The sequence below is a fragment of the Peribacillus sp. NPDC097197 genome (assembly GCF_050278025.1).
In the GTDB taxonomy this organism is placed as follows: domain Bacteria; phylum Bacillota; class Bacilli; order Bacillales; family DSM-1321; genus Peribacillus.
The window spans coordinates 20,897-43,214 of the sequence record NZ_JBNNST010000003.1 but is presented as its reverse complement, the minus strand read 5'-3'; the positions used below and the strand labels follow the sequence as shown (position 1 = coordinate 43,214).

Below are 22,318 nucleotides of genomic sequence, written 5' to 3'. Positions count from 1 at the left end.
CAAGCATGATCTGCTTGAAGTAGGTCATTTTAAATTTTCTGGATTTAATGATTCAAGTTCAGGTAGAACAAAGCGTCCATCTTTTCGGATCAGCACATCGTCAAAGTAAATTTCCCCACCGCCGTATTCAGGGCGCTGGATATTGACTAAGTCCCAGTGAATACTCGAATGGTTGCCATTAAAGGCGTCATCATAACATTGTCCAGGGGTGAAGTGAAAACTTCCATCAATTTTCTCATCAAAGAGGATATCTTGCATCGGATGTAGAATATAAGGATTTACACCGATAGCAAATTCACCGACATAACGGGCGCCTTCATCTGTATCAAAGATTTTGTTGATGCGTTCAGTATCATTGGCCACCGCCTCAACAATTTTTCCATCCTTGAATGTTAACTTCACGTTTTCGAAAGTAAAGCCCTGATAAGGAGATGGAGTATTGTAAGAAATGACCCCATTAATCGAGTCCTTAACAGGTGCTGTGTACACCTCACCATCAGGAATATTCAGTTCACCTGCACATTTGATGGCTTTAATGTCCTTGATGGAGAAAGATAAGTCTGTCCCGGGACCAGTTAAGCGGACTTTATCGGTCTTATCCATCAAATCAACAAGGCTATCCATGGCTACGCTCATTTTTCCATAATCGAGATTGCAGACTTCGAAATAGAAATCTTCGAAAGCTTCTATACTCATTTTGGCTAATTGAGCCATAGAATTCGTCGGGTAACGGAGCACGACCCATTTCGTTTTCGGAACGCGGATATTTCTATGTACTTTTCCGATCGTTTGACCATGAATCGCCATTTTGTCTGCGGGCACATCGGATTGCTCATTGATATTATCTCCGGCACGAAGCCCGATATATGCATCCATCTGGCTCATCACGTTCGCTTCGAATTCACCCATCATCTTGTATTGTTCTTCCTGTGCACCCATTAATAAGGCGCGATCCACTTGATGGTCCTTTAAGAGGACGAATGGGTACCCATCAGCTGCATACGCTTCTTTTACAAGGGCGTTGACCAGTTCGCGTTGCAATCCAAAGTTTTCTATCAAGAGTTTTTCACCCTTTTGGAGTTTCACTGAATAATTTATCAGATTATGTGCAAGTATCTCGATTCTAGGATCTTTCATGTAGAATACCTCCAATATTTAGTTTTATTATTCTATCATACCTGATTAGCTGTAGAAATTTCATCCATTGGTCCCGATTAGTCGAAATTTTTCGCTATCAATATTTCCAAAACAGGTATAGATAGGGTATATTCACAAATTAAATACGTTTATAATAACGGGGAAGGGGTAATTAATAACTAAACAGTTACTAAATATGTCGATTTTTTTTCGGAGGTGTTCCAATGGAGATCATATTATACGTAAGTGCTGCAGTGGCAGCAATCGCTTTCCTGGTCCTTGTTATCTTCTTAACAAAGGTACTCACATCACTACAAACTACCTTGGACAGCGTGGCCCGGACGCTGACGGGACTTGAAAGCCAAATGCAAGGCATAACGGTTGAAACTACCCAGCTACTACATAAAACAAACTCGTTAGCAGAAGACTTGCAACAGAAATCTGAAAATCTGAACACAGTGGTGGATGCAGTGAAAGATGTAGGTACTTCCATCTCTAGCTTCAATACATCCGTCCAAAAGGTTTCTAATAAAGTGCAGGCAGAAATCGATAACAACCAAGAACGAATTTCCCAAATCGTTCAATGGAGTAACGTGGCCATGGAAATCCGTGATAAATGGAAGGCCAGGAACAAGCAAACCGCTCCAACTGCATATGAACAGGCAGAGATAGAAAGAGAAGCACTTGAAACAGATAACCTACCTAAAAAAAGGTTTTTACGATCTAGATCTTAACACCAGGTAAATAAAAAAAATTCCCAAATTTGAAAGGAGAATGTTACATGACGCAAAAAGAATATCCTACAAGCGAATATCAAAAATCATACGAGGAAGCACGCGATTCCATCAATTCGAAGGACTTCATGATCGGCGCCTTGATCGGCGGAATGATCGGAGCAGCTACAGCTTTATTCATGGCTCCGAAAACAGGCAAGGAATTAAGAAATGATTTCAACGAACAAGCTAAGAGCCTTTCCGAGAAAACAGAGAAGCTAAGACAAACCGCGATGGAAAAAGGTACGGTTTTGGCTGATACCGCTAAAGAAAAAACAGGAACGGTTACTGAATTGGTTTCTAGTAAATCTTCAGATATCGTCAATAAAGTGAAGAACCTAAAAACGGGCAAAGAAGAAAATGGCGATGCAGCTAATGATACTACGAACTCAAGCAATAAGGATATTGATGTAACGGGAACTTCCGATTCGAAAATCGTATCCGTTGAAACCAATATGCCTGAAAGTAAAGACAATAAGTCAAAAAATACACAAGCCGACCCGACTAGCGGAAACAAAAATACGGCAAAGCTAAAATTAGATGAAGCAAAAAAAGCTTTTGATGAAACCGAAAATAAATTAAAAAAATAATGTATGCTTCAATCGCTCAATATTTGCGAAGGTATGCACAATAATTGTCAAAAAAGACGATGAAGTGGTACGATGACTTCATCGTCTTTTTTCTGAAATCGAAAGGGGTTAATACACATGACACTTACTAAAATCGAAACGGAACAACAATTCAATGAGCTCGTAACGGAAGATCTTTTTTTACTTTTTAAGCATAGTGTTACTTGCCCAGTCAGTGCGGAAGCTTTTGAGCACTATCAAAAGTTCATCGCTGAACACCCGGAGTTAAAGACGGCCTACTTGGCCGTGCAAGAAGCGCGTCCGCTTTCCAACCATGTGGCGGAAACTTTTGAAATCAAACATCAATCCCCCCAAGCCATCCTATTTAAAAATGGCACGCCTACATGGAATGAATCCCATTGGAGAATTACAGAAGATTCTCTAGGCAAAGCAATCTCTCAATAAATGATGAAAGGCAGGCGTGTTGTTGAATCAACATGCCTGCCTTTTTCATTTTATGAGACTGTTTCTATGTCAACTAGTGGTGGGCCAAAGGATTCTTAATTGGTCACCGGGGGCAAGTTCATCGTGAAAAGTAGTTTCCTGCTCATTTTTAATGAGAATGAATCGGCTATTCCCTGTGGTAGGCATAAAGATTTCAACATGACGGAAAAGGTCTTGAAAGATAAAAGGTTCCACCTTATGTTCGATCATACTCAGGTCATCATTTGGCTGGATGATGTCCGTATCTTTCAATCGCTCGTCACCGCGTCTGAATTCTGCCAGATTTTTAGACAGAATGACTTGTTTGCCTTCAAAAAAAACAGGGACGTTGTAGGTATGTTGGATTTGTAAAGCTTCCATCACCTCTAATAAAGTAGGAGGGGCTGGATTTACCACTTCCAATTCATCGCCATCTTCAAAGGAGTACGTCCGTTTTGTTGCCAGTCCATTTTTGCTGATTTTACCCGTCCACGAGGGAAGCTGAATGGACTTTCCGTTCAATTTAATAGATAACGGTTCAAGGCAAGCAAGAAGTTCGGATAAGTGAAGCTCTTTAATCAACTCATTAATCGTTACTGGTATCCTGCAAGTTATTTGATCATGATCCTCGATTAATTCATGGATGGAGGCGACTTTGCCATTTCTGGTAATGGAGGCTTCGATGGTATACTTTGTACCGTTAAGGATCACGGTTTTTCTAGGGATATCATCCAATACATCGAGTATGCGCAAAATGGCCGGTTCACCGTCTTCCCCTTTTGAGGTTACGATGACGTCTTCATCCTTCACTTCATCATCTAAAGAAGCTTCCGTTCCGTTTAAGGTAATCACCGATTTCTTTCCATGATTTCCGGGAAGGGTAAATTGATTTCCGTTGATCGTGACGATTTTGGCCATGCCGGGTTTTCCATATAAAGAACTCATCTTAATACCTGCTGTGAGCAGGCAATCCCCCACTGTTGTTCGTTTCATATCAAACAAGCGGATGGGGTGCCCGTCAACGGTGATGCTCATGTATTGAATCGGATTTTTATCGGCAGCAATGGCAATCCCAATCGGTGTTACCAATTCAGGCCCTTTTTGGATTTCAGACGAAATGCCAAGGTTCTGGATCGCATCGACGCCCCGGATTGCCACACGGTTACTTGGCAAGTTTAGTTTTTCAGCTAAAAGTCGGCATAATTCCGGTGTTTGGCTTCCACCTCCGACAAGCATCACCGCTTTTGGTGAACACTCATTATTCAAGGAGAGAATTTCTAAACGGATGGCTTCAGCCAACCTATCGAGTGCAGGATGAATATGTTCGATGATATCACTCTTGGCAATCTCGGTGGAAAATCCAAGAATATCAGTGACCGTTATCGAATCTTGATCGAGCAATTCCCTTTTCGCCTTTTCTGCAAGAGGAAAGTCCAGGAGCAGGTAGTCACTTATGGCCTCGGTAATTTCATCCCCAGCGATTGGTACCATTCCATAAGCGATGACGGTCCCTGAATCGGTCAAGGCGATATCGGAAGTCCCCGCCCCTATATCGACCAAGGCGACGTTAAGGCGGCGCATAGAGGCCGGGATGAGGACATTGATGGCCGCAATCGGCTCAAGCGTAAGAGCCTGCATTTCCAATCCCGATCTTTTCAAGGCAGCTAAAAGGGATTCCACAACGACCTTGGGCAGGAAGGTGGCGATGATCTCAACTGACGCTTCTTCCCCGCTCTGATCGATCAGGCTTCCGATTTCCTGTCCATCGAGGCGATAGTATAAAACCGAATAACCAACACAATAATAAGTGGACCGGGAGTCTGATTGTTCTGCCACGGTCGCCTGGGCTTCCTGGACAGCACTGAATTCGAGGTGGAGGATATCCTCATGTGTCAGCATCGGTTTCCCAACTATATCGACAGACGTCTTCGCCCGTTCGGTTTTCAATGCCCTACCGGCTGCAGCGACAGAAACCTTTCTTAGGGGACCGTGAGTTTCCTCCAGTTTGCCCTTAATGTGAGAGATGACTTTAGCCACAGCTAGAACATCATGTATTTGACCGTCCAGCATGGCCCGCTCCGAATGCTCTTCTGATAGAATATCGATAATATTATAGCTTTCCTGTTCTTTTTCTAATATAATTCCTACAACGGAACGCGTTCCAATGTCCAAGGCAAACATTTTTTCGTGCATCAGTGACACCTTCTTTTATGTAATATATTACTTTAGTACTTAAAAGCGTTTAATTAATAAAGAAAAAAGTAGTGACATTTACAAGAATTTCATTTATAATTGTTTTTAATTATACATGAATTATTATAAAATTTTCATAGCTTAAATTATCGATTGAAATGAGTGAAAATTCGAACAGGTAAAAAGTACGGGTTTTCCATCGTGAAATCGTTGATATTTTTAAAATCGAAGGGATGGATTTGGAATGAGCAATAGAGAGCTTGATGGATTGCGTAATCAATTGGATGATGTAAACCTTCAGTTATTGCAACTGATTAATCAACGGGCGGGACTAGTACAGGAAATCGGCCGCGTTAAAGAAAAACAGGGCGTAAACCGCTACGATCCAGTCCGTGAAAGAATCATGTTGGATCTTATTGAAGCGAATCATCAAGGTCCTCTTGACCTAGGTTCGATTAAACATATCTTCAAGGAAATCTTTAAATTAGGCTTAGAACTTCAAAAAGATGATCAGAAGAAGACGCTTCTTGTTTCCAGAAAACAAAAACCGGAAGATACAATCATCGACATCAAAGGTGAACTTATCGGGAACGGGATTCCTAGTTTCGTATTCGGTCCATGTGCCGTGGAATCTTATGAACAAACGGCTGCAGTTGCTGAAGTCATCAAAGCAAAAGGCCTGAAGCTTATGCGTGGTGGTGCATTCAAACCGCGTACATCGCCATACGACTTCCAAGGACTTGGTTTAGAGGGATTACAGATCCTTAAGCGGGTTGCAGATGAATATGGTTTGGCAGTCATCAGTGAAATCGTAAGTGCAAATGATATGGAAGCAGCGGTTGAACATATCGATGTCATCCAAATCGGTGCACGTAACATGCAAAACTTCGATTTATTGAAAGCGGCAGGTGCCGTAAACAAACCAGTCCTTCTAAAACGTGGACTTGCAGCTACGATCGAAGAATTCATCCATGCAGCGGAATACATCATGTCGCAGGGTAATGGAAACATCATCCTTTGTGAACGTGGTATCCGTACGTACGAAAAAGCAACAAGAAATACGCTTGATATTTCTGCTGTTCCGATCTTGAAACAAGAAACGCATTTACCTGTCATGGTGGATGTAACCCATTCTACCGGACGTCGTGACCTTCTTCTTCCAACGGCTAAAGCAGCTCTTGCCATTGGTGCAGATGGAGTGATGGCGGAAGTTCATCCAGATCCTTCTGTTGCTTTATCTGATTCTGCACAGCAGATGGACTTCAAGCAATTTGATGATTTCTATAACGAAATTAAACGATTGAACTGGGTAACGGTTTAAGAAAGAATATTTGAAATATATGTACATTCGGCCCTTACCATCTTGGCAAGGGCTTTTTTTAATGGTAAAATACTTGTTTTTGCAGAAAAAGTCCTGAAAAAGACACTATTGGATTGCAGGAAGCATTCTACTATCGTATGATAAGTTAAAAGATGAGGACTGTTCTGAGTTAGAATCATACATAATGAAGATATCTATATAAGCTATGCTTATATAAAAATTAATAGAAAGACTTCCGTTAACCGATTAATTTTCCGTATAAGAAAAATACGTATAATAGAATCTTCTTTGAAATATTTGATGCTTTATTGGAAAAAATGAAACAAATGGAGGAATGTAATAATGAATAATATAACCATTTATGATGTGGCCCGCGAAGCAAATGTTTCGATGGCCACCGTTTCTCGCGTAGTAAACGGGAATCCGAATGTTAAACCTGCGACAAGGAAAAAAGTCGCAGATGTGATTAACCGGTTAGGGTATCGCCCTAATGCAGTGGCACGTGGGCTAGCCAGCAAGAAGACAACGACGGTAGGTGTCGTGATTCCGGATATCTCCAGCATCTTTTTTGCGGAGTTGGCACGTGGTATTGAAGATATAGCGTCCATGTATAAATACAATATCATTCTCAGCAGTTCTGATGAAAACATAGATAAGGAATTTCATTTATTGAATACGATGCTAGGTAAACAAGTAGATGGTATCGTATTCATGAGTGGAAACATCACGGACGAGCATGTCAAGGAGTTTAAGAACTCACCGGTTCCCATCGTATTGGCCGGTTCCGTCGAAGAAAGCGGGCAAGTGCCATCGGTCAATATTGATTATGAAGCGGCAGCGTTTGATGCCGTGATGTCCTTTGCCAAAAATGGCCACAAGCGAATAGGTTATGTGAGCGGGAATCTGTCCGCGCCTATTAATGAGAAGAAATTAACTGGTTACAAACAGGGATTGAAAGAAGCGGGGCTTTCTTTCGATGAAAGTTTACTGGTGGAAGGCGATTATACATATGATTCAGGAATTGAATCATTTGATAAGTTTCTTGAAGCCGAAGATCGGCCGACAGCAATCATAGTCGGAGCCGATGAAATGGCACTTGGCATCGTTCATGCCGCTCAGGATAAAGGGTTTAATGTACCAGGGGACTTTGAGGTAATCAGCTTCGACAATACACGGTTAACCTTGATGGTCCGCCCGCAGATCACGACCATCGTTCAGCCTTTATACGATATCGGGGCCGTATCCATGAGGTTGCTAACTAAATTGATGAATCAGGAATTGGTGGAGGGGCAAGAAAAAGTGATTCTGCCGCACCGCATCGAAAAACGTCAATCAACGAAATAATCCAGTATGAGAGTGTCCTTATGGGCACTCTCTTTTCATAAGGTGAAACTTGTCTTGAAATGGAGACTGGAAACACTCTTTTTTTGGCCATTTAATCCTCCGTGCTGGTGGTCGTTTGTCTGTTAGAACGGATGGGGTAGAGCGCTTTTTCGAGCGTTTGGGCATTTTTCTCGGTAATGGCCGGCTTCCGGGGAATGGGTTCATAAATATCCTGTAGGTCATCCCACTCATCCGGAAGGGTCACAGGAGCCTCAGGCTGCCACGTGTCGATCCATTCCCTTGATAAGGGTCCAGATATATCATTATTGGTCATTTCGAGCCAGACCCTGGACCAGGCGCGTGGTACGACGCGCCAGATATCGTAGCCACCGCCACCGACGGCAATCCAGCGCCCCTCACAATACTTATGGGCCATTTCATGCGCTAATTTCGGGATTTCCCTATAAATCTTCATGGTAGCCGACAAGTGGGTGAGTGGGTCATAATAATGAGAATCAGCACCGTTTTGCGTCAAGATGACGTCTGGCTTAAAGAATTCAATCACTTCCTTGAATGCGGCTGTATAGCATTCGAGCCATGATTCATCTTCCGTGAATGCATCCACCGGGATGTTGAACGAATAGCCATAGCCTTTGCCCTGCCCCCGTTCATTGATATTGCCTGTACCGGGAAACAAATAGCGTCCCGTTTCATGGATGGAAAGGGTGCAGACTTCAGGGTCATCATAAAAGGACCACTGTACACCATCACCATGATGGGCATCCGTATCGACATAGAGGACGCGTGCACCATATTTTTTTTGTAAATATTTAATCGCGACCGAGCTATCATTATAAATGCAAAAGCCTGAAGCTTTGCCTCGAAAACCATGATGGAGCCCCCCGCCAAGGTTAAGGGCATGTAGGGACTGACCAGTCATGACGGCATCCACCGCCGTAAGGGTTCCGCCAACAAGCAGGGCACTTGCTTCGTGCATATTAGGAAAGATGGGGGTATCTTCTGTACCTAAACCATAGTTTCCCGCTTTTTCGGGAAGAAGCTTTCCCTGTCCAGCCAGTCTGACAGCGTTTACATAATGCTGGTCATGAACCAGTTGTAATTCCTCATCGGTCGCCATTCGCGGCTTGATGATCTGATCTTCACGGATGGCATGGTGTTTTTTTAGGAGGTCCAGCGTGAGCTGAAGCCGTTTTTGATTGAATGGGTGCTCGTCATTGAATTTGTAGGTCAGCAATTCATCGGAATAGACAAACAAGGATTGATCAGTCATGAGACGCACCTGGCAGGCAAGGCCATAAAACGGTATAGCCTTCTTTCTTTAAGTCTTCCACGACCATGAATGGATTCATGGTTTGTACCCGGACAACGAGAATCTTGTAATCGGATTCATCTTTTTCGGGATAGACAAGCGTGCTCAGAATGTTCGCTTTGCGCAATTTGAAGATGGAGGTAATGTCGTGTAGCGTTCCCGCCGTATTGGGAATCCTGATTTCAATTTGGGAACCGGGCTGATTGACTCCCGTCAGTTCAACGAAAGAATGAAGCAAATCAGTTCCGGTTATGATGCCCACTAACCTTTTTTCCTTTAGGATGGGAAGACAGCTGATGTTATTTTCACAAAATACGGCACCAATCTCTTCTACAAAGTCCAGGGGATGTCCTGTGATGATATCGGTTTTCATGATACTTCCCAGTGATTTTTCTAAATCCTTTTTGTATTCTTCGGTGCGGAAAATAGAAGGAGAAGCGTCTCGTATGTCACGGTCACTAACTAATCCGACGAGGTGAAAGCTTTCATCGACAATTGGGATATGGCGAATCCGTTTCTCTTTTAAGATTAAGACAGCACTATGAATGGTATCTGTTGGTGTTAAGGCAATGACATCTTCATTCATTATTTTTTCAACAATCATACGTAGTTCCTCCTCTTTACTCGCCTCTTTAATACATGAAACGATTCATGAATCGTAATTGGTCAAACTTTTCGATGGACTCCGGAGGCACTCTCTTTCCTATACGCGCCATCAGGCAGTTTGCTGGATGTGAACTGATTTCCGGGTCATCCGTTGCATAATAAACCAGCCCGCCAGCACTCATCATTTTTTCCATGACCTTTCGATAGTCCCAAACGTTCAATCCCGTCCCCCTCAAATCCCAATGCCAATAATATTCAGTCGTGATGATAATGAAGTCCTCTACCGAATCATCCTCCGTAGACAGCTGAACTAAATTCTTTCCTACAGCGGCACCACGGTATTTGGGAATGACTTCAATTGCACCAAGCTCGATCAGGTCATCCATCTTGATTTCTGACCAGCGCTCCAATGGGTCGGGATATAGATAAGTCACATAACCAACGATGGTCCGTTCCTCGCGGGCTATAAAGATTCGGCCCTCAGGTAAATCGGCGATTTCAATCAATGCCTTATGCTGTTGTGCAGGAGGGCGAAAGGCGACCAAGTCTTCATGAAAATCGTATCCGGCCATCATTTCTCCGGTTAGCGGCCCTTCAATCAGAAGTGTTCCGCTTGATGTCTGGAGTTCTTTTTTGTAATAGGTCTTGCTATATTCCATTTCTTCACCACCCTAGTAAAATACCAATCTTGTATACTGATCATCCAAATAGATGGAAACCTTACATAAATTATACATAAAAAACAAGTGACAAGATGATGAAAGCTCTCTCATTTTTAAACCTTTTGTTACAGTTGAGCCTGAAGAATGAAAGGATAAAGCCATTCCTAACTAACTATACCAAGATTTACCCTGAATGTTCAAAAATATCAAGAAATATTTTCCTTGAATTTATAAAAAGGTAAATATTTTAAAAATTGAGAAAAATAGTTTTTTATACTATAATAAGAGCTATAAAGCAAAAAGAAGGGGGATTATTTGTATGAATATGAAAGCGCTACCAGCAGTGCGGGGCAATTATAATTTAGTGAATTACGATGAGAAGTACAAGCATTTTGACTGGTCTGAAACGGAGAAGGAATTCTCCTGGTCCGAAACCGGAAAAGTGAACCTTGCTTATGAAGCCATTGACCGACATGCTGAGACATACAGAAAGAATAAAATCGCCCTTTATTTTAAAGATGAAAAAAGAAACGAGAAGTATACCTTTAAGGAAATGAAAGAATACACAAACCAAGCGGCCAATGTATTTCAGAACCTTGCTGAAGTGAAGAAGGGAGACCGCGTTTTCATTTTCATGCCACGGTCCCCGGAACTTTATTTTGCGTTGCTCGGTGCAATCAAAACGGGAGCTGTCGTCGGGCCACTATTCGAAGCCTTCATGGAGGGGGCGGTGCGGGATCGCCTTGAAGACAGTGAAGCGAGCGTATTGGTGACGACACCTGAATTGTTGCCTCGTGTACCGGTAGACGACCTGCCCCATTTAAAACATATTTTCTTAGTGGGGGAGAACATCCAGGAGGAAGGGAAATACCATAACTTCAATAAAAAAGTAAAAGAAGCCGACAAGCACTTTGACATTGAATGGGTGGATCGTGAAGATGGATTGATTCTTCACTACACATCCGGGTCAACGGGTAAGCCAAAAGGGGTGCTTCATGTACATAATGCGATGATCCAGCATTATCAAACGGCTAAATGGGTCCTCGATTTACAGGAGGATGACGTATATTGGTGCACAGCGGATCCCGGATGGGTGACAGGGACGTCCTATGGTATTTTCGGACCATGGCTAACCGGTACTTCAAATGTGGTCGTAGGTGGTCGTTTCAAGCCTGAGTCATGGTACAAGACGCTTGAGGAATTCGGGGTTTCGGTCTGGTATAGCGCACCGACTGCCTTCAGGATGTTGATGGGGGCAGGGGATGAGATCGTCAAACGTTTCGATTTGGGTTCACTTCGTCATGTCCTTAGTGTAGGGGAGCCGTTGAATCCTGAAGTGGTGCGTTGGGGAATGAAAGTATTTAATCGACGCATACATGATACGTGGTGGATGACGGAGACTGGCGCCCAGCTTATCTGTAATTACCCCTGCCTGGAAATCAAACCCGGTTCGATGGGTAAACCGATTCCAGGCGTGGAGGCGGCTATCGTGGATGATCAAGGAAACGTACTGCCTCCACATCGAATGGGGAACCTTGCTATTAAAAAAGGGTGGCCATCCATGATGAAGACGGTCTGGAATAATGAGTCGAAGTTTGAATCGTACTTCATGCCAGGTGACTGGTATGTATCAGGGGACTCTGCCTTCATGGATGAAGAGGGATTCTTCTGGTTTCAAGGTCGTGTCGATGACGTCATCATGACAGCTGGTGAAAGGGTCGGTCCGTTTGAGGTGGAAAGTAAGCTGCTTGAGCATCCGGCCGTTGCGGAAGCAGGGGTCATTGGAAAGCCGGATCCAGTCCGTGGCGAGATTATTAAAGCATTCATTGCCCTCCGTGATGGGTATGTTGCGAATGATGGATTAATAGATGAAATCCGGCAATTTGTGAAGCATGGATTGGCGGCCCATGCAGCACCTCGTGAAATCGAGTTCCGTGATAAGCTTCCTAAGACCAGAAGCGGTAAAATCATGCGTCGTGTCCTGAAAGCTTGGGAACTGGATTTGCCGACTGGTGATTTATCATCCATGGAAGACTAAAAGTGCTACATTATCAAAAAAAGAGGCAACCGGAAACTTCCCGGTTGCCTCTTTTTCAGATGGGAAGCAGGGGTGTTTCATTCCTCTTCTTCCGCTATATCCTTTTCGACTTTATCAGTAATGTCGTGATCTTTATCTTTTGTATCTTCTTTTTTTTCGTCTTTTTCTTGATCGCTGGAATCAGTTTCCGTATCCTTCTTATTCACGAAGGTGCTCGACTTTTTAGCGACAGTCTGAACGCTTTGTGATGGAGCGGATTCTTTCCCGACAATGTCTACGGCGGTTACGTAATAAGAACCTCCATCAGCACTTGCCTTATAGACCAAATCTGAACCGGCACTGATGCTGGCGACTTTCTGTCCATTACGGTAAACGCGATAGCCAACCACATCTCCTTCAGGATGGAGACCCCAGGTAATGATCGTATCAGTCACCGTGACGGAAAGGGGATCGGGCACTTTTCCATTATCGTTGAGCGTCGCACTTGTACCCGCGATATCTCCCCATTTCTCGCCACCTGGTATCAAGGCGCCGGGATCATCCACGTATTTTAATCCGATTTCATCAATGGACTTGGGATCCAACATAAACCCTCCACTTGTGAATTCACTTGGTGTTTCTGAAAGGGCAGCATAACGTCTGCTTCCGACTGAAACATATTGACCATCTATCAAACTAGCGTCGCCTTTAGCTGGGACTTGGTTTGAAATGAATAAGTCTGTCTTAACAAGCCCTGCTTTTTGACAGGAGTCTGATGGCAGAAGTCCTGTTGCTGCACAGAAGGAACGACTGACGATTCCCCCAGGCATTTCAAAGCGTTTGTCAGGATCCACCAGCTTCGAATCCACTTCATAGGCAGCATTCATTAAGTCGGCCCAATAATAGATATTACGGTTATTGTACTGGAGGCCATTGTATGTTCCTTGCAAAGATTTAGGTGTATCATAACCAATCCAAGTGCCGAACGTCACATTCGGGTTAGTGGCTACGAACCATGCATCCTTATAATCCTGTCCGGTCCCGGTCTTGCCAGCCCAGTCACTGGAGAAGGCAAGGCGGTTTTTGACGGAAGCGGCCGTACCGCTGTTTACGACATCCCGCATCATATCAAGTGTCAAGTAGGCAGCCTGTGGTGAGAAAACTTCAACTGGCTTCACTTTATGCTGGTAGATGACTTCGCCGTCTTTGGATTCGATTTTATCGATCATGTAGGCATCGATGAATTCACCCGAGTTGGCAAAAGTGGTATAGGCATTGACATTTTCTTCTACGGTTACGCCATTTGTCATTGCGCCCAAAGACAGGGATGGATTGCTGTAATCGGATTTGGATAGGCTTGTGAAGCCCATTTTTTCTAAATAGGAAACAGGATTCTGGTTAAGAATTTTCATATAAAATAGCGCGGTCGGGATATTATACGAGTTCTTTAGAGTCTCCCGGGCTGTCGCTATACCAGTAAGGCTTCCACCGCCGTAGTTCCTAGGCTTCCATAACCTTCCGCTTCCATCCGGTATGGAGACAGGGACATTGGACGTCACGCTTCCTGGTGAGATCTTCCCGAGATCGATGCCTGGGCCAAATACGAGAAGCGGCTTCATCGTCGATCCATTTGGGCGGAGTGCTGCGGTTGCATGGTTGGTCTGTTCCCGTTTAAAGTCTCGTCCGCCGACAAAACTGATGATTTTACCTGTCTTGTTTTCGATGAGGACGGCACCAGTCTCAACCGGTTCCTGAACGATTTTCGATTCTTTCGTATCGGGATCGATGATGGTTTGGTTTTTATCATATCCGAAGTTCGGGTAGTTTTTCGTCACTTTCTGCATTTTATTATAGATTTTCTTATTGATGGTCGAATAGATTTTATAGCCGTTTTGACGCAAGTTTCGATCTGCTAGCGCTAGGTATTGCTCGTGCAAATCATCATTTTTTAAATCTTTTTCTTCATATCCATCTTCTTTTGCAAGGTAGACTGATAGGATATCGATAGATCGTTTTTCAATTTCATAGGTAAGCCATGGATATTTCTCGGTAGGTAATGTTTTCTTGCCAATAAAGTCTTTTGTGATATCGTATGTTTTGGCTTTTTCGTATTGTTTCTTTGTTATGTATCCGTTGCTGTGCATCCTTTTCAATACGGTTTTCATCCGGTTGATGCCTGGTTCGAGATCATCCTTGATCTCTCCCTGTTGCGTATAGGGAGTATAGCCAAAAGGACTTTGTGGCAACCCGGCAATGAAAGCAGATTGTGCGAGATTCAAGTCTTTGGCGTCTTTACCAAAAATCCCTTCCGCTGCTGCTTGGACACCAGCAATGTTTCTGCCTGATGAATTTCTTCCCAAAGTGGAGACATTTAGGTAAGTCTCTAATATCTCTTCTTTTTCAAAGAACTTTTCCACCCGGAGTGCTAGTAAAATTTCTTTTGCTTTTCGTTCGAAGGAGACTTCGTTTGTCAACACTTGGTTCTTGATGAGTTGCTGTGTTAACGTACTTCCCCCGGATTGGACGGCCGCGTTCGAAAATTCTTGATAAACCGCCCGGAGAATCGCTTTTGGTACAACGCCATCGTGTTCATAAAAGTACTCGTCTTCCGTAGCGATGACGGCATTCTTCAGGTGATCGGAAACTTTATCGATGGACACTTCTTCACGCTCAAGATCGCTTGTGAGCTTGCCTAGATATACTTTATCTGCAAAATATATCTCAGAGGTCTCTTCATAATTATAAATATCCTTTTTTAAATCTTCTTTTGAGCGCACTGGCTCATCCTTGACGAGGGCAGCGAAATAGCCGGCTCCAACACCACCGGCGAATGAAAAGCCTAGAATTCCAACAATAATTACGATCAATGTCAAATTCCAAACCACTTGGTAGGAGACTCTGGCATTCCTTATTGTTTTTTCACTTTTGAAAAATCGGTTCACTTGTTTCCATGCCGATTGAATTCTATCTTTTTGATTATTATTCATCGTATCAACCCCCTGAAATCACATATATTATAGCATATAACATCTAGGTAAAAAGGAAACTTCTACATTTTTCTGGCTTCAGCTAGGGTGCTGTTGACAATGTACGGCAGGTATGATAAAAATTTAGTATTATCTTTATTGAATTAGCGATGATAGGACCCAGTAGTTAAGCTATCCCTGTTTTAGAGAGCCGGTGGTTGGTGAAAACCGGTACAAATAGTGAGATGAATTACTTCCTTGAGCATTTGTTGTGAACCTAAATTAGTAGCGACAAACGGGTGACGACCGTTATTCGTCTCGAGCGGAGGGCATATTTTTGTCCTCAAGTTGGGTGGTACCGCGAATTTATTCGTCCCTTCATTTATATGAAGGGGCGTTTTTGTATGGTTTTTGCGGAAATTTTCAGGATATATATGAAGGAGGAAAAATGGAATGGAATTACTTAAGGATCTCGAGTGGCGGGGAATCATGTACCAACAAACGGATGAAGAAGGACTCAAGGATATTTTGGATAAAGAGAAGATTTCCCTATATTGCGGGGTGGATCCAACTGCAGATAGCATGCATATTGGGCATTTGCTTCCATTCTTAACATTGCGCCGGTTCCAAAAGCATGGACACCGTCCTGTTGTGCTTGTGGGCGGAGCGACTGGTCTCATCGGAGATCCAAGTGGTAAGAAAGAAGAAAGACAGCTGCAAACGTTGGAAAAGGTTCTTTATAATGCAGACTGCATTAAGGGACAGCTTTCCCAAATCTTCGAATTTGAAGGTGAAAATGGTGCAGTGATGGTTAATAACTATGACTGGATCGGCAAAATTGATATGGTGACGTTCCTGCGTGATTATGGAAAATATATTGGTGTGAATTACATGCTTGCCAAAGATACGGTTGCTTCTCGTTTGGAAACAGGAATTTCCTTTACTGAATTTGCGTACACAATTTTACAAGGCATTGATTTCAACCACTTGTACGACAATCATAACTGTAAGCTGCAAATTGGTGGAAGCGATCAGTGGGGGAATATCACCACAGGACTTGAAATGATCCGCAAGTCGCATGATGAAGAGACAAAAGCATACGGCATGACAATTCCACTTGTAACTAAAGCGGATGGCACGAAGTTTGGGAAAACGGAAGGCGGAGCAATCTGGTTGGATCCAGAAAAAACGACACCTTATGAATTTTACCAATTCTGGATTAACACAGCGGACGCTGATGTCGTGAAATACTTGAAGTTCTTCACATTCTTGTCGCGTGAAGTCATTGAGGACTTAGAGAAATCCATGGAAACCGAACCGCACTTACGTAAAGCGCAAAAAGCTTTAGGAGAAGAAATGACACGGATGATCCATGGTCAAGAAGCTCTAGATCAAGCGATCAAAATCTCTGCTGCTTTATTCAGTGGTGACGTGAAGAATCTAAGTGCGGCCGAAATTAAAGTCGGGTTTAAAGATTTTCCAAGTTTTGAACGTGAAAGTGACGAAGATATTTCGTTAGTGGACTTAATTGTAGAAGCGAAGATTTCTCCATCTAAACGTCAAGCACGTGAAGATATCCAGAATGGAGCCATCTCCATCAACGGAGAAAAAGTCACTGATTTACAATATATAGTAAACGAAGAGGCTAAGATTGAAGGGGAATTCATCCTAATACGTCGTGGGAAAAAGAAATACACATTAGTGAAATAAGATAGAGAAAGCCGGCTGAATCCCAGCCGGCTTTTATTTGTATTGAATTCCAAGCATAAAAAAACCCCATCCAAGGATGAGGTTCCGAAGGTATTAACGAGAGTAGAACTCAACGATAAGAGCTTCGTTAATTTCAGCTGGCAATTCAGAACGTTCTGGTAAACGAGTGAATGTACCTTCTAATTTCTCAGCATCGAAAGTAAGGAAGTCAGGAACGAAGTTAGTCGCTTCAACTGATTCTTTGATGATTGAGAAGTTACGTGATTTTTCACGAACGCTGATTACTTGTCCAAGAGACACTTTGTAAGAAGGAATGTCTACGCGTTTTCCATCTACAGTGATGTGACCGTGGTTAACAAGTTGACGTGCTTGACGACGTGTACGAGCTAAACCAAGACGGTAAACAAGGTTATCAAGACGTGATTCAAGAAGAACCATGAAGTTTTCACCATGAACACCTTTGATTTTGCCAGCGCGGTCGAACATTGAACGGAATTGACGTTCAGTGATTCCGTACATGTGACGAAGTTTTTGTTTCTCTTGTAGTTGCATTCCGTATTCAGAAATTTTTCTACGTTGGTTAGGACCGTGTTGTCCTGGTGCGTAAGGACGTTTTTCTAATTCTTTACCAGTACCTGTTAGGGAAATCCCTAAACGACGGGATAGTTTCCAGCTTGGGCCAGTATAACGAGCCATAGGATGACTCCTCCTTCGAATGTTTTTATTTTGGTAAAATAAAAACCGTGTGTGAATGAACAATCATGACCATTTTGTTTTCATGTACCTTCGCCCTAGCAGCAGAGAGTTACGAGATACACCTCTGTATGGAGGAACAAAATGAGAACATAAAGGCTGTCACATAGGCTGCAATATTTTACACAAGGAATATTGTATAATACTCTGCCAAGTGAGTCAAGCGGAATCGGATGATAATTATGATTTAGGTAGAGAATGAAATTCAAAATCTTATAAAAAATACTAGAATAAGGGAGAAATTTCAGGGTAGAAGCGTTATAATAAAGTAATAACCTAAAATGAATATTGTCAATCGTTTCCATTATTTCAGGGAGATATGGTATGATCTTGATTACATGTAGTTCTTTTGGACTAATATTTTTTAAATATTTCGTATTTATAAGTTTGCTTAAAAATAGGCTGTGATATAGGGATGATGGAGATGAAGATTAAAACAGTGCAGTTATTGAATGAATTAAGGATACTTTTCTTTCAGCATATGAAAAGTTCGGAAGGGGACCTCCATTTCCAGAAGTTTTTAGAAGGTTTTTTAATAGAGACAAAAGAGCAGCTTTATATGGAAGAGGTATCTTTCTTTAAATTTGATGAGTGGAAGCTACAATATTATAAAGAGGCTTCGACAGGCAGTGTTGAGGACTATATTATGAAGGCGCCCGCACAGGAACATATTGAGAAGGCAATGAACGAAAATAAGAATGACGAAGCATCGTTTGTATTTATGCCGAAGGATTTCCGAGATTTCCAAACGATCATTCCTCTTTGGGATCAGGGGAAGGTCAACGGATTGATAGCCCTGAAAGAACAGGGGATTTCTTTCAGGAGTCTGACAGAGGAGCAAGGGACTGATTTTGCAGGAGAATTCGCAACCATCTTGAAATCGGCTTTATCAATTTCCAAGATGTCAGTCGAGGAGAAACGGAATAAACGGTTGTTCAAGGTCACGGAAAAGTTCCATTCTTCGATGAATATGGATGCGGTCCTGGGAGAAATCATTTCGACCTTGCATACCGTGTATCCAACCTTTGATTATTTCCTGCTTCTCTCCCATGATAATGATAGTCATGAAAATCTGCCGATTAAGGATCTAGAATATGATAGCGAGAATGTGGCGGCCCTGCAAGCTTATGTAACAGGCACCATACAATTCGATGATCACCCCTCTGACGATCATTCTATCTTATATGCACCTCTAAAAGGTAAACAGGGGGTATATGGGGTTTTGCAAGTCATTGCGCCTAACACGCTCATGTTTCCTGAAAGCGAAATCGAGTTCATTGCGTTATTGGCGAATACTGCCGGAAGTGCCCTGGAAAATGCCCAATTGTATCAGCAATCGAAACGTCTCGTATCGGATTTGCAGTTGATTAACGAAACATCTCACCATTTGAATTCCAATCTACGCTTAAGTGAGACGATGGAGTATATGAAACAGCAAATCATGAAGTCCTTTGACGCAGACCAGACAGGTTTTATCTTGCTTCTGCCAGGGGAAAACGTGAATTTATTGACAGGAAGCTCTGATTTTTTTGATTCAGAGGAATCGGAACTGTATGTATCATTCATGAAAGACAAGATTGATAAAGACAAGGAATCATTATTTATAGGGGACTTAAGCGTGAAATGCCCGGGTGTTGATGTGAGGTATCACTCCCTGATGGCTGTTCCGATGATGGAAAGCAACGATGTTAAGGGGTTTGCCTTAGTATTACACGAAGAACCCTATTTCTTTTCCTTTGAAATGTTCAAACTTTTGCAATCACTCATACATCATTCAAGTTTGGCCATGGCGAATTCCATGCTCCGTGAAGAATTGGAAAAGATGGTCATAACAGATCATCTGACTCGGCTATATTCAAGGAGTTATCTCGATGATAAGATGTCCCAGTCGATGGAAGTGGATGAAGAAGGGACATTCATCCTTATTGACATTGATAACTTTAAGAAAGTGAATGACACGTATGGGCACCAAGTTGGGGATGATATCCTCATCCAGGTTGCCAATCTCATTCAGCATAACATCCGTGATACAGATATAGGGGCTAGGTGGGGTGGCGAAGAAATGGCCATTTACCTCCCACGCATACCCTTGGAAACTGGCGTCAAGATTGCGGAACGTTTAAAAGATAAGGTTGGGGAGGAATCCAGTCCGAAAGTGACCATTTCCTGTGGCGTCTCTTACTGGGCAAAAGAGCAGTTCGATAACGTTAAGGAAGTATTCAAACGGGCGGATGAAGCGTTGTATATGGCGAAGAACTCCGGGAAAAATAGGGTGAATGTAAAGGAATGGCGACTTTAAAAGACGAAGGGGAGTGACATTGTCACTCCCCTTCGTCTTGTTTCTATAAATAGTTGCAAAGGATGTCCGTTATTTTCTCCAACCCTTGCTGATCGCTTTCATCGAATCGGTTTGTGATCGGGCTGTCGATATCAAGCACGCCAATTAGCTTGTCATCCTTCATGAGCGGGACGACTATTTCCGATCTCGTGGCAGCATCGCAGGCAATATGTCCCGGGAATTGATGGACGTCCTCAACCCTCATGGTTTTCCGCTCAGCTGCTGAGGTCCCACATACACCTTTGCCGATTGGAATGCGGACGCACGCTGGAAGGCCTTGGAAAGGACCTAAGACCAATTCGTCTTTTTCGAGTAAATAAAATCCAACCCAATTGATTTCGCCCAAGAATTGGTTGAGCAAGGCGGATGCATTACTTAAGTTGGCAATCATGTTCGGTTCATCTTCGATAAGGGCTATGAGCTGTTTTTGTACGAGCGCATAGTTTTCTACTTTATTTCCTTGATACATTTCGACATTAAACAAAAGGATTCACCTGTCTTCCGCATTATATTACAGGACTTTCTTGACAAGCCACTGGATGAAGAGAAATTGTCGAGAACTTACTAAAGGAGTTGGCCGGTTTCATACAGAATTAATCCACAAGACTTGTCTCAAAGAAAGCGAGGGATTGCCGATGAATCGCCAGACGCCAACGAAACAAGCTATTGTGGAAGCTGCCCTACATTTATTTCATTTAAAGGGCTACCATGCAACATCCATACGGGATATCGCCAATAAAGCAAAAGTGAATGCTGCCAATATTGCCTACTATTTCAAGAATAAGCAGGGACTGTTGGAGTTCTGCTTCATTTCCTATTTAGAAGAATACCTTCTAGTCCTTGAAAGGAATATGGAACAACTGGAGATTAAAGGTCCACAAGAGTGCCTGATGAATCTAGTGAAGGATATCCTTACGTTTCAGAGAAAGAATTTTTTGGCGGCCCGATTCATCTATGGGGAATCGTCACTTGATTCCAACTTGAACCGTGAAATTCATTCGACCTATTTTACAAAAGAAAAATCTTACTTTCAATATATTCTGGAACAAGGGATTAAAAGCAGGAACTTCCATTCGGTTTCCATCCCCATGTTCATGTTGCAGTTAAAAGGCCTATTAACAGCGCCGGTCCTTCATACCCATTATGCAATGGAAGTCCTGCATGTGTTCCCTCAGGAAGCCTATTATACGAATCTATATGCAGAGGAAGTCGGTCGGTTCCTGGAAGATACATTATTCATTTCGGAAGAGCTGCAACCCCTGCTAGCGGGAAGACCCGAAATGTTTACTTGAATGAGCCCTTGAATTCCGGAATGAGCGACTCGAAACCCTGTCCTAAATCCTTGGCTTGATGAGCATCGGAACCATAAACGAGCGGGATGCCGAGATCCATGGCCCGTCTGGCAAAGCGCTCCGGAGGATAAGGCTCACCACAAAGTGGTTTTACGAAACCAGCTCCGTTATAATCAAGTGAATACCCCTGTTCCTTGATTAAACCCAAAACTCGGTATACGCGGTCGTCAAAATTGTTTTCAGGCGGATATCGATGCTGGAATTTATGAACAAGGGTAATGTGCCCGATTCGTTTTGGTTTATAGATTCCTAGATCAGCACGAATTGATTTTTCTAAGGTATCGTAATATTTGGCATATACAGCATCGATGGATCCTAATTCGGTCGCAATCGAACGGAATGTAGCATCACTGAAATCGATGCAGTGCCAGTTCTGTTCCTGCTTGATGAAATGGACGGAAAGAATGCTGTCATCTAGGAATTCGCCGACTTCATTGAGGAATTCTTTTGTTTCCTTTTCGAATCCCTCTATAAAGTCAACCTCCAGGCCTCTTTTAATGAGGATTTTGTCTTTGTAATGCTCTTTTAATACATGAAGCTCTTGAAAGTAATCAAGAAGCAGGGTGGGATCCATTCCACTGTCTTTTTCAGGGGTCGGATCTTGAAAACCCGGTGGTAAAGGTGCATGTTCCGTGAACGTAATTTCCTTTAATCCGAGTTCAATTCCCCTTGTAATATAATCATCAAATGTATCCGCTGAACCGTGTGGGCAAAACGAAGTATGCACATGTCTATCAGATTTCATGTTCTTTCCCTCCCATATAAACGGTATTTGTAGCAATTTT

General features: G+C 42.8%; 18 protein-coding genes and 1 other annotated feature. Of the genes, 9 read left to right on the top strand and 9 right to left on the bottom strand.

Annotated features, from left to right (window positions below; genetic code table 11):
* Positions 1-24: 24 nt before the first annotated feature.
* On the bottom strand, positions 25-1,137 hold the full coding sequence (locus ACQKL6_RS04830; protein ID WP_402874883.1) for an aminopeptidase: 1,113 nt from the start codon (positions 1,135-1,137) through the stop codon (positions 25-27).
* 224 nt (positions 1,138-1,361) lie between these two features.
* Between ACQKL6_RS04830 and ACQKL6_RS04825 the strand changes: the two genes are divergently transcribed.
* The 3 genes from ACQKL6_RS04825 to ytxJ all read left to right on the top strand — a co-directional run bounded on the left by ACQKL6_RS04825 (position 1,362) and on the right by ytxJ (position 2,944).
* Positions 1,362-1,871: a DUF948 domain-containing protein gene (locus ACQKL6_RS04825; protein ID WP_402874888.1), complete on the top strand. Its 510-nt coding sequence runs from the start codon at positions 1,362-1,364 to the stop codon at positions 1,869-1,871.
* A 47-nt stretch (positions 1,872-1,918) separates the two neighbouring features.
* Positions 1,919-2,500: a YtxH domain-containing protein gene (locus ACQKL6_RS04820; RefSeq protein WP_402874890.1), complete on the top strand. Its 582-nt coding sequence runs from the start codon at positions 1,919-1,921 to the stop codon at positions 2,498-2,500.
* A gap of 117 nt (positions 2,501-2,617) precedes the next feature.
* Positions 2,618-2,944 carry a bacillithiol system redox-active protein YtxJ gene (ytxJ, locus tag ACQKL6_RS04815; RefSeq protein ID WP_402874895.1) on the top strand — a complete coding sequence of 109 codons (327 nt, stop codon included), beginning with the start codon at positions 2,618-2,620 and terminating at the stop codon, positions 2,942-2,944.
* 69 nt (positions 2,945-3,013) lie between these two features.
* Here the strand turns inward: ytxJ and ACQKL6_RS04810 are convergent, their stop codons facing one another.
* Positions 3,014-5,155 (bottom strand): cell division protein FtsA, encoded by a 2,142-nt coding sequence (locus ACQKL6_RS04810; RefSeq protein ID WP_427650680.1) that lies wholly within the window; start codon positions 5,153-5,155, stop codon positions 3,014-3,016.
* Positions 5,156-5,399: 244 nt separating this feature from the next.
* Between ACQKL6_RS04810 and ACQKL6_RS04805 the strand changes: the two genes are divergently transcribed.
* Complete coding sequence (locus tag ACQKL6_RS04805) at positions 5,400-6,476, top strand: bifunctional 3-deoxy-7-phosphoheptulonate synthase/chorismate mutase (RefSeq protein ID WP_402874901.1); 1,077 nt, start codon at positions 5,400-5,402, stop codon at positions 6,474-6,476.
* 342 nt (positions 6,477-6,818) lie between these two features.
* Positions 6,819-7,820, top strand: coding sequence for a catabolite control protein A (gene ccpA / locus ACQKL6_RS04800; RefSeq protein WP_402874904.1), 1,002 nt, complete (start codon positions 6,819-6,821; stop codon positions 7,818-7,820).
* A 91-nt stretch (positions 7,821-7,911) separates the two neighbouring features.
* Here ccpA and ACQKL6_RS04795 read toward each other — a convergent pair whose 3' ends face one another.
* Genes ACQKL6_RS04795 through ACQKL6_RS04785 form a run of 3 tightly spaced genes read right to left on the bottom strand, consistent with a single transcriptional unit; the run spans position 7,912 to position 10,394 of the window.
* Positions 7,912-9,090 carry an acetoin utilization protein AcuC gene (locus ACQKL6_RS04795; protein WP_402874974.1) on the bottom strand — a complete coding sequence of 393 codons (1,179 nt, stop codon included), beginning with the start codon at positions 9,088-9,090 and terminating at the stop codon, positions 7,912-7,914.
* Complete coding sequence (locus tag ACQKL6_RS04790) at positions 9,083-9,733, bottom strand: acetoin utilization AcuB family protein (RefSeq protein WP_402874907.1); 651 nt, start codon at positions 9,731-9,733, stop codon at positions 9,083-9,085. The genes ACQKL6_RS04795 and ACQKL6_RS04790 overlap by 8 nt, the downstream gene beginning before the upstream one ends.
* Positions 9,734-9,761: 28 nt before the next feature.
* Positions 9,762-10,394, bottom strand: a complete 633-nt coding sequence (locus tag ACQKL6_RS04785; protein ID WP_402874910.1) for a GNAT family N-acetyltransferase — start codon at positions 10,392-10,394, stop codon at positions 9,762-9,764.
* A gap of 322 nt (positions 10,395-10,716) precedes the next feature.
* Between ACQKL6_RS04785 and acsA the strand changes: the two genes are divergently transcribed.
* On the top strand, positions 10,717-12,435 hold the full coding sequence (gene acsA, locus ACQKL6_RS04780) for an acetate--CoA ligase (RefSeq protein WP_427650679.1): 1,719 nt from the start codon (positions 10,717-10,719) through the stop codon (positions 12,433-12,435).
* A gap of 77 nt (positions 12,436-12,512) precedes the next feature.
* On the opposite strand, the gene ACQKL6_RS04775 is transcribed toward acsA, so the two are convergent.
* Complete coding sequence (locus tag ACQKL6_RS04775) at positions 12,513-15,401, bottom strand: transglycosylase domain-containing protein (protein ID WP_402957752.1); 2,889 nt, start codon at positions 15,399-15,401, stop codon at positions 12,513-12,515.
* 140 nt (positions 15,402-15,541) lie between these two features.
* Positions 15,542-15,761: a binding site (T-box leader), on the top strand.
* Between the two features lie 72 nt (positions 15,762-15,833).
* Here ACQKL6_RS04775 and tyrS point away from each other — a divergent pair.
* Positions 15,834-17,090 carry a tyrosine--tRNA ligase gene (gene tyrS, locus ACQKL6_RS04770; protein WP_402874919.1) on the top strand — a complete coding sequence of 419 codons (1,257 nt, stop codon included), beginning with the start codon at positions 15,834-15,836 and terminating at the stop codon, positions 17,088-17,090.
* Positions 17,091-17,183: 93 nt separating this feature from the next.
* Here the strand turns inward: tyrS and rpsD are convergent, their stop codons facing one another.
* The gene (gene rpsD, locus ACQKL6_RS04765; protein ID WP_402874922.1) at positions 17,184-17,786 is read right to left on the bottom strand and encodes a 30S ribosomal protein S4; all 603 of its coding nucleotides are present in this window, start codon (positions 17,784-17,786) and stop codon (positions 17,184-17,186) included.
* 481 nt (positions 17,787-18,267) lie between these two features.
* Here rpsD and ACQKL6_RS04760 point away from each other — a divergent pair, with 481 nt between their 5' ends.
* Positions 18,268-20,142, top strand: a complete 1,875-nt coding sequence (locus ACQKL6_RS04760) for a sensor domain-containing diguanylate cyclase (protein WP_402957750.1) — start codon at positions 18,268-18,270, stop codon at positions 20,140-20,142.
* Between the two features lie 43 nt (positions 20,143-20,185).
* On the opposite strand, the gene ACQKL6_RS04755 is transcribed toward ACQKL6_RS04760, so the two are convergent.
* Positions 20,186-20,665: a GAF domain-containing protein gene (locus tag ACQKL6_RS04755; protein ID WP_427650678.1), complete on the bottom strand. Its 480-nt coding sequence runs from the start codon at positions 20,663-20,665 to the stop codon at positions 20,186-20,188.
* Between the two features lie 151 nt (positions 20,666-20,816).
* On the opposite strand from ACQKL6_RS04755, the gene refZ reads away from it, so the two are divergent.
* The gene (refZ, locus tag ACQKL6_RS04750; protein ID WP_402874931.1) at positions 20,817-21,473 is read left to right on the top strand and encodes a forespore capture DNA-binding protein RefZ; all 657 of its coding nucleotides are present in this window, start codon (positions 20,817-20,819) and stop codon (positions 21,471-21,473) included.
* Here refZ and hisJ read toward each other — a convergent pair.
* A complete protein-coding gene (hisJ, locus tag ACQKL6_RS04745; RefSeq protein ID WP_402874934.1) occupies positions 21,466-22,278 on the bottom strand; it encodes a histidinol-phosphatase HisJ in 813 nt (270 codons plus the stop codon). The genes refZ and hisJ overlap by 8 nt on opposite strands.
* Between the last annotated feature and the right edge of the window lie 40 nt (positions 22,279-22,318).